8 protein-coding genes and 1 tRNA gene are annotated in these 11,543 nt (G+C 53.8%); 5 read left to right on the top strand and 4 right to left on the bottom strand.

All coding sequences use genetic code 11. From position 1 onward, the window contains the following. Positions 1-2: 2 nt before the first annotated feature. Positions 3-584: an electron transport complex subunit RsxA gene (gene rsxA / locus Q4551_RS14380; RefSeq protein WP_303434563.1), complete on the bottom strand. Its 582-nt coding sequence runs from the start codon at positions 582-584 to the stop codon at positions 3-5. A gap of 509 nt (positions 585-1,093) precedes the next feature. Here rsxA and Q4551_RS14375 point away from each other — a divergent pair. Further along, complete coding sequence (locus Q4551_RS14375) at positions 1,094-1,462, top strand: META domain-containing protein (RefSeq protein WP_303434562.1); 369 nt, start codon at positions 1,094-1,096, stop codon at positions 1,460-1,462. Positions 1,463-1,477: 15 nt separating this feature from the next. Here Q4551_RS14375 and Q4551_RS14370 read toward each other — a convergent pair whose 3' ends face one another. Next, positions 1,478-4,354 carry a molybdopterin-dependent oxidoreductase gene (locus Q4551_RS14370; RefSeq protein ID WP_368501404.1) on the bottom strand — a complete coding sequence of 959 codons (2,877 nt, stop codon included), beginning with the start codon at positions 4,352-4,354 and terminating at the stop codon, positions 1,478-1,480. An 801-nt stretch (positions 4,355-5,155) separates the two neighbouring features. Here Q4551_RS14370 and nirB point away from each other — a divergent pair. Both nirB and nirD read left to right on the top strand, forming a co-directional pair. Continuing rightward, complete coding sequence (gene nirB / locus Q4551_RS14365) at positions 5,156-7,717, top strand: nitrite reductase large subunit NirB (RefSeq protein ID WP_303434561.1); 2,562 nt, start codon at positions 5,156-5,158, stop codon at positions 7,715-7,717. Between the two features lie 11 nt (positions 7,718-7,728). Next, positions 7,729-8,073, top strand: coding sequence for a nitrite reductase small subunit NirD (nirD, locus tag Q4551_RS14360; protein WP_303434560.1), 345 nt, complete (start codon positions 7,729-7,731; stop codon positions 8,071-8,073). Between the two features lie 80 nt (positions 8,074-8,153). Here nirD and Q4551_RS14355 read toward each other — a convergent pair whose 3' ends face one another. Further along, complete coding sequence (locus Q4551_RS14355) at positions 8,154-8,318, bottom strand: hypothetical protein (RefSeq protein WP_303434559.1); 165 nt, start codon at positions 8,316-8,318, stop codon at positions 8,154-8,156. Positions 8,319-8,825: 507 nt separating this feature from the next. Here Q4551_RS14355 and Q4551_RS14350 point away from each other — a divergent pair. Together Q4551_RS14350 and Q4551_RS14345 are read left to right on the top strand one after the other, a co-directional pair. Further along, on the top strand, positions 8,826-9,590 hold the full coding sequence (locus Q4551_RS14350; protein WP_303434558.1) for a hypothetical protein: 765 nt from the start codon (positions 8,826-8,828) through the stop codon (positions 9,588-9,590). A gap of 3 nt (positions 9,591-9,593) precedes the next feature. After that, the gene (locus tag Q4551_RS14345) at positions 9,594-10,598 is read left to right on the top strand and encodes an AraC family transcriptional regulator (RefSeq protein WP_303434557.1); all 1,005 of its coding nucleotides are present in this window, start codon (positions 9,594-9,596) and stop codon (positions 10,596-10,598) included. An 868-nt stretch (positions 10,599-11,466) separates the two neighbouring features. Here Q4551_RS14345 and Q4551_RS14340 read toward each other — a convergent pair. Further along, positions 11,467-11,543, bottom strand: a tRNA-Asp gene (locus Q4551_RS14340).

Raw genomic sequence — 11,543 nt, 5'->3', positions numbered from 1 at the left:
GGTCAGATGCTGACCAGGCCGGTGAATCCCATAAATGCCAGTGACATCAAACCGGCGGTGACCATGGCAATGGCCGATCCCTGAAAAGGTTTGGGTACATCCGCGACCGCAATACGTTCACGCATGGCGGCAAACAGCACCATAACCAGAGAGAAGCCAACCGCAGCGCCAAAGCCATAAAGGATGGATTCAACCAGACTGTTATCGCGTTTGATGTTCAGCAAGGCGACGCCCAGAACGGCGCAGTTGGTGGTAATAAGGGGCAGGAATATACCCAAAACCCGATACAGCAATGGGCTGGTTTTCCGAATAGCCAATTCGGTAAAACCGACAACGACGGCAATCACCATAATAAAGCTGATGGTTTTCAGGTATACCAGCTCCAGTGGCACCAGCAGGAAGGTGTACACCAGATAACTGCACAGCGAAGCCAGTGTCAGCACAAAGGTGGTTGCGGCACCCATGCCGATGGCGGTTTCCAGCTTGTTGGAAACGCCCATAAATGGACACAAACCGAGAAACTGTACCAGTACAAAGTTGTTTACCAGAATGGTACTGACCAGAATCAGTAAATACTCGGTCATGCAGTGGTTGCTCCGCTGTGATTAAAAAGTAGCCAAGCCTGAAAATCAGGGGGCGTATTATCCCAAACTTCTATTATTTCCCTCAAGTATTAAAAGGGATAGTTTTAAGTTGTTTTAGGAATAACCTTAGAGGTGGTGATCACTTTCGGGCACAAGAATGACACAAAAGTATCACGCATCCGTCGTTTGGGCTGAACTGGAGTTCCACAGGTCTGCTTGCGATGTTGGCCCGACGTACCCTCGATATCCCCCCTCGACACTGTTGCTTTAACGTCATGGGGCGCTGATTTGATCATGGCCGCGGTTATATAATCCGGATATTTTCTGGATGGTATCGGTCATAATCGGTCTTTTCAATTTACTGACAAAAGGTATCGGGAGTCGCTGTGAAAACGATCGTTAGGCTATGTTCCTCAATAATAATGGTTGCCGCTTTGGGGGCTTGCAGCAGTCAGAGTCCAGTCCCTGCCTCTGTCAGTAACGATTCCACGGCTGGTCAGCAAGACGCTGTGGCATCGGCGTCAACCAGTCTGGCGTCGGCGCTTGAATGGCAGGTGGAGGATATTAACCAGGGCGGCATCATCGATTACTCCATGATTACCGTGAATTTTGGAATGGATGGCCAGGTGAGCGGTTCCTCCGGCTGCAATCAGTACTCCGGGCGCTGGCAGCAGCTGGATAATGGTGATATCCGTTTTGATCAACTGATCAGTACCCGCAAAGCCTGTGCTCCGGCCCTGATGATGCAGGAACAGAGATTTTTGGCGGCCTTACAGGGAGCCAGCCAGTACCGCTGGTTACATGATACCTGGCTGCTCTTGACCGATGACGAGGGTCGGGCATTACTGAAGCTGATTCCCAAGTCGACCAAAAGCTGAACAAGGTCGTTCAGATTAACTGCATTCGCTGTGGGTGTCTTGAATCAGGGCCTTCAGTTCTGGTACACAGCTGCCACAGTTGGTGCCACATTTAAGCGTGTCACCCAGTTGGTCGGCGGAGTGACAGCCACTGCGAATAGCGTCGCGAATGGTGTTTTCACCAATACCGAAACAGGAGCAGACAATACGCCCCTGATCAACGACACCTTCTAGGGGTCGTCCGGCCAGCAGCGCTTTACGCTCCGTAATGGTCAGGCTGGTCTGGGCAAACTGTTCCACCAGCCACTGGCGGGTGCCAATGGCCTGATCCTGATGAACAAACAGTACCAGCGCCAGTTGTTGATCCACAATCGCCAGTAGCCGCATATGTTGGGTGTCCGGGTCATGCAGGGTCAGCCATTCGGCGTCGGGGAGTTGCTGTTGTGCCCAGTCTTGTATCTGTTCAAGAGGCTGGTTGCCGCCGATTTCATAGCCGTGACAGCCGTCGTTGAGGCCGTACACCCAATAGTCACAAGGAACGGCGCCGAGGTCATGGCGGCTGAGTATCATGCCCTGCCAGGCGGTCGGGAAAGGTTCGGCTTCGACACCGGTGTATTTCAGTTCTGGCTGGCCGGAAAACGGGTCACAGCTTTTATCGATTAATACGCCCATGCGGGCGGCGCTGGCGTAGCGGCTGGTCCAGTGCATCGGAACAAAGATTTCTCCCGCTCGCTGGTTAGTGGTGATATTGGTGCGCAGCAGTATTTTCCCCCGATGATTGCTGATGCGGGCCAGGGCACCATCGACCAATGTCAGGCGCTTGGCGTCGTCTGGATGAATATCCACATAAGGTTCCCGAATATGTTGCGCCAGTCGGGCTGATTTTGCCGTGCGGGTCATGGTGTGCCAGTGGTCGCGTACCCGGCCGGTGTTCATGATCAGGCTGCCATCCTGATGGCGGGAGGCGGGCAGTGCCGCGGTGATCGCAATAAATTGGGCCTTCTGGCTGGGGGTGTAAAACCGCTGGTCGTCAAAAAAGCGTTTGCGGCCTTGTGGGTACTGGCGATTGACCGGCCATTGTGTGGGGGCCATGGCATCGTACTGGTCCCGGCTCAGGCCGCTCAGGCCAGACAGGTCGAGGTCGCGTTCACCGTTATTTTCAAAGCCGGTCAGGCGGCTGTATTCGTCAAAAATCTCGGCTGGGTGCTGGTAGTCAAAGGCTTTTTCGAATCCCAGGCGCTGAGCGACCTGGGCCAGTATCCACCAGTCCGGTTTGGCTTCCCCGGCAGGGCTCAAGAAACTGCGCTGGCGGGAGATGCAGCGTTCGGAATTGGTGACGGTGCCGTTTTTCTCTCCCCAGCTGGCGGCGGGTAATAACACATGGGCGGCGGCCGTGGTGTCGGTATTGGCCATGCAGTCAGAGACGACCACCAGTTCGCAACGGGCCAGGGCGGCCTTGACGTCATCGGCATCCGGCATGCTGACCAGCGGGTTGGTGGAGATGATCCAGAGGAATTTTATATCGCCGCGCTTGACGGCATCAAACAGCTCAATGGCTTTAAGGCCCGGGCGGGTGGCAACGTTGGGAGCCTGCCAGAAGCGCCGTACCCGGTCGACCTCCGGGGCAGAAAAGTCCATATGCGCTGCCAGCTGGTTGGCCAGACCACCGACTTCACGGCCGCCCATGGCATTGGGCTGCCCGGTGACGGAAAAGGGAGTGGCGCCGGGTTTGCCGATCCGTCCGGTGGCGAGGTGGGCATTAATAATGGCATTACCCTTGTCGACGCCGCTGCTGCTTTGGTTAATGCCTTGTGAAAAAACGCTGACGGTTTTGGCGGTGCTGGCAAACCATTGAAAAAACGTTTCCAGATCGTGTTTGTCCAGGCCCAGTTGTTGGGCGCATTCCTGCAATGAGTCCGGGGTGCTGTCGTGAGCCGCTTGTAATGTACTGGCAAAGCCTTCCGAGTGTTGCTGGATAAAATCGTGGTCGAGGGCATCGTGATCACTCAGCCAGCACAGCAGGGCGTTAAACAGCAGGGCATCGCTGCCGGGACGAAGCGATAACTGCAAGTCGGCCAGGTCAGAGGTGGCGGTGCGGCGTGGGTCAATGACCACTACTTTCATCTCGGGGCGGGCCTGCTTGGCGGCGGCGATACGTTGAAACAGAATCGGATGTGCCCAGGCGGCATTGCTGCCGACCAGAATCAACAGGTCGGCTTCTTCGAGATCGTCGTAACAGCCGGGCACGGTATCGGAGCCAAAAGCCCGCTTGTGGGCAACCACGGCAGATGCCATGCAAAGGCGGGAATTGGTATCCAGGTTGCTGCTGCCGATAAACCCCTTCATCAGTTTGTTGGCAACGTAATAGTCTTCCGTCAGGATTTGTCCGGCCGCATAAATGGCTACGGCATCCGGGCCGTGATCATGAATGACTTGCTGCATTTTGTCGGCCACCAGATTGAGGCTGTTGTCCCAGCTGGTACGTTTACCCAATACCGTGGGATAAAGCAGCCGGTCAATCTGGTCGACGGTTTCATGTAATGAAGACCCTTTGACGCACAGGCGGCCAGCATTGGCAGGATGTTGTATGTCACCGGATACCGGTGAGAGCACATTGCCATGCTGACGGACGGTTACGCCACAGCCTACGCCGCAATAGGGGCAAGTGGTGTGGGTAATGCTGGCGGTGCTGTGAGTCTGGGTCATAAAGGCTTTCCAATACGCAAAAAAAAAGCGCCCACTGACATAAGTCAGTGAGCGCCAATGCTCTGTTTGCACAACAGTAAAACAATGATGAGCGGTACCTACGCTGGTACCGGCAATGCACATGGTCGAGCCAAAGCGTCGACAGATTTCAGAAAGTAAACATTCAAGAAAAATGCCAACGGCTGTCTGATCATTCTGAATTGCCATAAATCGTGATGCTGGTGGCGCGCTTGGTGAGGTGTGAAGAAGCGGCCTATGGGGGACATCCATTTAATCCTGCACGGCTCTGCGCGAGTGTTGCCGTTGTTCAGGGCAAGGCGATGAATGCAGCGAAATGACGAGTCCTTTTCAAATTCGTCAACACTGCACTGGACGGCGGCAACCCGCGCCCTTCGGGGGCTGCCGGATGATCTCGACTCGGTGTCGCCGACTTTTGACTTGACCCGTCAGGCCTGCAAGTCGGCTTCGTGATTCGAAACCATCCGGTAGCCCAGAGTGAGCACCGGATTAAATAGATGCCCCCTATGGGTCAGCAGGCTGGGGTTCCGGCGGTTGATAGAGGAGAAAGCAGGGAATACGAGGGTAGAAAAGAGGCGGCGGGGCAGTGGTGCCAGATATTGCTGGCTGACAAGCCAATCAGGGAGAATTCTTGCACGCTCATGGCGCATTTGGGGTTGTCAGTGTTTGCTGATGGTGCGAGACAAGGTGTCTGATTACGGGAAAAGGAGAGTGAGGGGTCGCTGTATCGGGAGCTGTTTATGCTGATCACTACAACCATGATGCAGGAGAAGGTCGGGTGTTCAAGCACTCACTATGCGGATTGCAGGTGGCGGTGCTGCCAGCAGGCGGGCTACTGGGTTATGAAGACAGCAGGTCGTTATTATGACTTGGCACCCTAATTGCTGTTTTGAATCGATGCCTTTTTTTGCAATGGAGCAAAAAGAAGGTCAGAGCAACGACGCACACAGGAGACACATATCCGTATGATGAGATAGAGAGATTCCCCTCATGAGCAAGAAACGCGTCGTCGTTGTTGGCAACGGCATGGTCGGTCATAATTTTATCAACACACTGGCCACCTCAGAACATTCCTCCGAATTCGATATTATTACCTTCTCAGAAGAACCGCGTCTGGCCTATGACCGGGTGCAGCTGAGCAAGTATTTCTCCGGCTCCAGCGCTGAAGACCTCGCCTTGACCACCGAATCTGACTACCAGTCCCAGGGTGTTATTTACACGCTGAACGACAAGGTGGTGGAGATTAATGCCCACGAAAAAACCGTTACCACCGCCAGTGGCCGCAAAGAAGGCTACGACAAGCTGGTACTGGCAACCGGTTCCTATCCGTTTGTGCCGCCGATTCCCGGTAAAGACCAGCCTCACTGTCTGGTTTATCGCACTATTGAAGATCTGGAAGCAATTTCTGCTGCCGCCAAAGTCAGCAAGACCGGTGTGGTTGTGGGAGGAGGCTTGTTGGGTCTGGAAGCGGCCAATGCCTTGAAAGCTGCCGGCCTGGAAACCCATGTTGTCGAGTTTGCCCCACGCCTGATGGCGGTGCAGCTGGACGAAAGCGGCGGCAAGCTGTTACGGCGCAAAATCGAAAGCCTGGGTGTCCAGGTACATACCGAGAAAAACACCAAAGAGATTGTGGCCGGTGAAGAGTGCCGCTATCGCATGAATTTTGTGGACGGTACCTTTCTGGAAACCGACATGATTTTGTTTTCGGCCGGTATTCGCCCGCAAGACGAACTGGCGCGCCAGTTCAATCTTGAAATCGGTGAGCGCGGCGGCATCGTTATTAATGATTATTGCCAGACTTCGGCAGACGATATTTACGCCATTGGCGAATGTGCACTGTGGGATAACAAAATCTATGGCTTGGTCGCTCCGGGTTACGCGATGGCCAAGGTGACGGCGGGGCATATTGTCAGCCAGCTCGTAACCCATGAACCGGCCACCAGCGCCTTCCAGGGTGCGGATATGAGCACCAAGCTGAAACTGCTTGGAGTTGAAGTCGCTTCGATCGGCGATGCCCACGGCCGCACGGCCGGATCGCACAGTTATGTGTTCAGTGACGATGTCACCGAAGTCTACAAGCGACTGGTGGTTTCTGAGGATGGAAAAAAACTGCTGGGAGCCGTGTTGGTTGGGGATTCCGAAGCCTACGGTACCTTGTTGCAGCTGATGCTGAACGACATGGATATTCCCGGTAATCCGGCAGCCTTGATTCTGCCTGCGATGGATGGCCAGGAAGCGGTTGGGCTGGGGGTGTCGTCCTTGCCGGATACGGCCCAGATCTGCTCCTGTTTCGACGTTAGCAAAGGCGACATCAGCGAGGCGGTGCAAGGCGGTTGCTGCACCATGGGAGATATTAAAAGTGCCACACAGGCATCAACCGGTTGTGGTGGGTGTACGGCGCTGGTCAAGCAGGTGATGGATGCCGAGCTGGAAGCACTGGGCGTCGAAGTGAACACCGATATTTGTGAACACTTTGCCTACACCCGTGTTGAGTTGGCCGATATCGTCCGGGTGCAAGAATACACGACCTTCCAGCAGGTGCTGGAAGGCCATGGCAAGGGCCACGGTTGTGAAATCTGCAAGCCCGCGCTGGGCTCGATTCTGGCGTCATTCAACAACGAATACATTCTCAAGGACGAGCACATTGGCCTGCAGGATACCAACGATATTTTCCTCGGTAACATGCAGAAAGACGGTACCTACTCGATTGTTCCGCGTATTGCCGCTGGTGAAATTACTCCGGAAAAGTTGATTGTTCTGGGGGAAATCGGCCGTGACTACGATCTGTACACCAAGATTACCGGTGGTCAGCGGATCGATCTGTTTGGCGCACAACTACATCAGCTGCCAGAAATATGGAAAAAACTGGTGGATGCCGGTTTCGAAACCGGCCATGCCTATGGCAAATCACTGCGAACAGTGAAGTCCTGTGTGGGCTCTACCTGGTGTCGTTATGGCCTGCTGGATTCGGTGTCGATGGCTGTTGCTCTGGAAGATCGCTACAAGGGGTTACGCTCACCGCACAAGATCAAGTTCGGTGTTTCCGGGTGTACTCGTGAGTGTGCTGAAGCCCAATCCAAGGATATTGGTGTGATCGCCACCGAAAAAGGCTGGAACCTGTACGTCTGCGGTAACGGGGGGATGCGTCCTCGCCATGCCGATCTGTTTGCGACCGAGCTGGATGATGAAACCCTGGTTCGTTATATCGACCGGGTGCTGATGTTTTATATTCGCACCGCCGATCGCTTACAGCGTACGTCGGTCTGGCTGGAAAATCTGGAAGGAGGGCTGGACTACCTGAAACAGGTGGTGATTGACGACAAGCTGGCCATTGCGGATGAGCTGGAAAACGGCATGACGAAAGTGGTGGGTACGTACCAGTGCGAGTGGAAAACAACCATCGAAAGCCCTGAAAAAATGAAGCGTTTCCAACATTACATCAATGCCGATGCGGCAGACGATAACTTGCTGTATGTCCGTGAGCGGGGGCAGCGCCGTCCGGCCACCGATGTTGAACGTATCGAACTCGTTGATTTGAATTCTGGCAAATAAGGAAAAATCCCATGACTCAGTGGACTCAGATTTGTGCGTTGACCGATATTGCCCCTGATACCGGGGTGTGTGCCTTGCATCAGGGAGAGCAGGTGGCGCTGTTTCGTCTTGGCCAGACTGAACAGGTGTTTGCAATTGGCAATTACGACCCGATAGGCAGAGCCAATGTGTTGTCTCGTGGCATTGTTGGCTCTATCGGTGAGCGCTACGTAGTGGCTTCGCCGCTGTACAAGCAGCATTTTGATCTGGCGACGGGGGAATGCCTGGAAGATGACGCAGTAACGGTCAAGGCTTATCCGGTTCGTATTGCTGCAGGACAGGTCGAACTCGCGCAGGGAGCGGCGTTGTCCGTTTAGCGGATTTGTCCATATCTGTGGCTCTGTCCATGTCCGTTATCGCGGATATGGACAGAGCCAGCATCGTTATGGCAGTGGTATTAGCGGTGGTCTTCCTTGTAATCTTTACTGCTATGTGACTTCCCGTCATGTGCCTTGCCATCATGACTGTGGCCACCACTACCACCGTGATGAGGGCCTGCGCAAGCTGCCAACATAACGGCCGTTACCATGGCCAGTGCCACATTTTTGTATTTCAAACGCATCGTAAATTCCTCTGGTTGTGATAATGCTGGTGCAATCAGCTTCCCGACCCAATCAACAGACCGGCTGGCCTGTCTCATGGTTATTCCTGCGAATGTGTCTGTCTCGATTGATTCTATTCTCACCGCGTAAGGGTTAATGACAGGTTAAGAATGCGCCAAATCATTACCGGTGTGCGACGACTGGTGCAATGATTGTGTTTTGGTTACTGACAGGCTAACCCTCCAACCGCACAGAACAGGGGAAAACTCCCGCTATGGCAGAGCACCCTGACTTGTTATGAGTTGAATATCATCGGAAGGTTCGGTCAACGATACCGCCGCACCGATGAACCTGGGATCGCAATGTCGTGATAATCTCGTCGGGTATTGCATCTTGCCGTCGATGGGCGGGGAGTCATTTATGGATAAACCGGGTCTGTATCGGGGCGCCATGCAGATGAGCCACCTATCCGCTTTGGTTATACTGGCGATGACGGTGATTATTGACATAACAAGCAGGAGAAAGGAATGAAGAGCCCACTGGGTCTCGATGCAGACTTGCCGGTGATGGATATCGTGCAGGAGTCACTAGGATTGTTGTGGGTCAAGCGGGGCATTGTCAGCGCTCGATTCTTGCCGGTGATGCTGTTGTTGGCGGGGCTGGACTGGGTCAGTAGTACCTGGATGTCGGAGTCTCATCTATTCGGGCAGCTGGGTTTTATGCTGGTCTCCATGTTGTTGGGCGTTGTGTTTGCGACAGCCTGTCATCGGATGACACTGATGCCGGAAAAAAGTCTGGTTCAAAAAGGCATCTGGCGTCGGGAAGAGTGGCGTTATCTGATGCGATTGATGCTGATGGGGCTGGCGACTTCGGTTGTGATTACGCCAATAGTAATACTGTTTGCATTGCTGCAAGTGCAGCAAATGATGGTGCTGGGGGGTGCGCTTGCCATTATGACGGGCTTGTATGTGAGTGCGCGGCTGGCGATAACCTTGCCTGAAATCGCCGTTGGCCAGACCACCAGTTTCCAGCGTGCCTGGAAGCTGAGCAAGGGTAACGGTTCGCGGCTGGTCATGGTGGTGTGGATTGCGCCGCTACTGATCAGTGGGCCATTCCTGCTGCTGTTTTTACTGGACAATACCTTGCTGAATTATCTGGCCGCCTTTGGTTCTTATGTAACCAGCCTGATCTCGTTGGTGATGATGTCGTTATCCTACCGTTTTCTGACGTCGTTTGAGTCGGGGAATGATCATCCGGTCGTGTCCTCTTCGTCGGATGGCTTTGATGCCTGAATCATGAAGCTGGGAGATCTGTCCGTCGCCTATGTCGAATTACTCGCCCGTGCTGCCCGGTCTGAGGGGGTTGATCCGACAGCCGTGCTGGAAGGGTATCAGTTACCGGCCTCGCGGCTGGCGTTACCCGGTAACCGCGTCAGTATTCCGCGCTTTATGCGTGCTGGTCATGCCTTGATTGAGGCGTCGGCAGCTCCCTGGCTGGGGCTGCGTATGGGGTCGTTAACAGGGCCTGCCAATCTGGGGCTGGCGGGTTTGATTGCTCACAGTGCGTCAACCTTGCGTGAGGCCTGCGAAGCGCTGGTGCGTTATGAATTATTGTTCAGCTTTAATGCCCGTGGTCGTTCGGCATTTGTGGTTGAGCAGGGGCGAGGGCGGCTACAGTTTTATTCGATCAGCCCCTATAACGAGTTTAATCGTTTTGTTGTTGATTCGGTGCTGGTGGGCTGGATGAACGTGTTGAACCAGGCCTGTGGTGATCAGCTTGTGGCGTCGCTTTGTATTGAATTTGAGGCTCCGGATTATGCCGAGGCCTATGGCCGGTTTGTGCCATGTCCGGTGCAGTTCGGTGCGGGGTGTAATGCGCTGGTGCTCCGTGATGGCGCCCTTGAACGAGTGTTGAGCCATCCTTGTGCATCCCAGTTTCGTTATCTGTGTGATCTGGCTGAAGCCGAATTACTGCAAGTGCGGCATGGTTTGTCGATGGCAGAGCAGGTGGCTCGGGCGATTTCGCCATTACTCAAGGGCAAGACACCGGAGTTGGCGGATGTGGCGGCGCAAATGGGGAAACCCGGCTGGACGATCAAACGCTTGTTGGCGGCAGAAAATACCTGTTTTCAAGAGGTCTTGAATGAGGCAAGGCGGGAATTGGCAACGTGTTATCTGAGAGAAACGCCGTTGACCATGGGGGAAATTGCTTATTTAACGGGGTTTGGTTCAGCAACTGCCTTCCAGCGTGCTTTCAAACGTTGGACGAATGAAACACCACGCCAGTATCGGCAGTTGTAACCGGGACTTACATTTCTACGGCGTCATCGACGTCGTCATCGTACTCGTCGTAGCTGGTATCTAGCAGCTCATCTGTGTAATCCGACATATCTTTCTCCTTTTCCTTTATGATCAGCTCTTTTTAGCTGACTCGAACTATGCCTCTGCAATCAGAAGCGACTTATTGTTGTTTGTGGTACCAATTACCAAGCAGCTGGTGTGCCAAAATCCTTTCGACACTCTCTGCTTGTTGTATAAGATGCACTGAAACCGCGAAGGTTCCGTATTGCCATCTCTTCAAGCAGGGCTGACGTTAGCTTTTGTCTGTGACAAGTGCATGACTCGTTTCACAGAAAGGCAGTTTTATCAGACTGGTGTCATAAATAACCACATGGGCTTGTATCCCCGGGTTTTTGGCGTGTTGTTGCCAGTATCAAGTGACCAGGACGACGATGGGCTCCTCAGGCACAGCTGCCAGCGATGTGGCTGGTTCGGCTATTACTGAAGGTGAACGGAAGCATTCTGATTGCCGGGTATGACTGACCACAAGCGACTGTAACCGTCGGTTGTCAGCATCAGGACCGGGTGACGCACAGGGTCACGGCGCTACTGCTCAGGCAGTAACCAGCGTCAAACAGACTAGATCAATAACTAAAAAACGAGGCGTAGGCAATGCAGGCGGTAGCAGTATTCCGGCGGACATGGCCGGTGCTATTGTGCCCGAGAAATCATTCTGTCTTTTGAGGGAAGCAACGGTAAACCGTTTCAGAGAAATCGTATTTGCGGGATGAATCGTTTATTGCAGGTAAAATAGTAAAGCTGACGAACCAGAGAGACGTTCAGATCGTATGATCCGTGGTCTTTCCATTTCCTTTTACATCGGAAAAGATGGCGGACTGGACGGGACTCGAACCCGCGACCCCCGGCGTGACAGGCCGGTATTCTAACCAACTGAACTACCAGTCC

This window comes from Oceanobacter sp. 5_MG-2023 (assembly GCF_030548165.1).
In the GTDB taxonomy this organism is placed as follows: domain Bacteria; phylum Pseudomonadota; class Gammaproteobacteria; order Pseudomonadales; family Oceanobacteraceae; genus Oceanobacter.
The sequence above is the reverse complement of the archived record's forward strand: the minus strand, read 5'-3'. Positions and strand labels throughout refer to the sequence as shown.

Excerpts from the sequence above, each read along its gene's own strand:
- rsxA (WP_303434563.1), bottom strand. The coding sequence starts at position 584 with ATGACCGAGTATTTACTGATTCTGGTCAGTACCATTCTGGTAAACAAC.
- Q4551_RS14370 (WP_368501404.1), bottom strand. The coding sequence starts at position 4,354 with ATGGCAATTCAGAATGATCAGACAGCCGTTGGCATTTTTCTTGAATGT.
- nirB (WP_303434561.1), top strand. The coding sequence starts at position 5,156 with ATGAGCAAGAAACGCGTCGTCGTTGTTGGCAACGGCATGGTCGGTCAT.
- nirD (WP_303434560.1), top strand. The coding sequence starts at position 7,729 with ATGACTCAGTGGACTCAGATTTGTGCGTTGACCGATATTGCCCCTGAT.
- Q4551_RS14355 (WP_303434559.1), bottom strand. The coding sequence starts at position 8,318 with ATGCGTTTGAAATACAAAAATGTGGCACTGGCCATGGTAACGGCCGTT.
- Q4551_RS14350 (WP_303434558.1), top strand. The coding sequence starts at position 8,826 with ATGAAGAGCCCACTGGGTCTCGATGCAGACTTGCCGGTGATGGATATC.
- Q4551_RS14345 (WP_303434557.1), top strand. The coding sequence starts at position 9,594 with ATGAAGCTGGGAGATCTGTCCGTCGCCTATGTCGAATTACTCGCCCGT.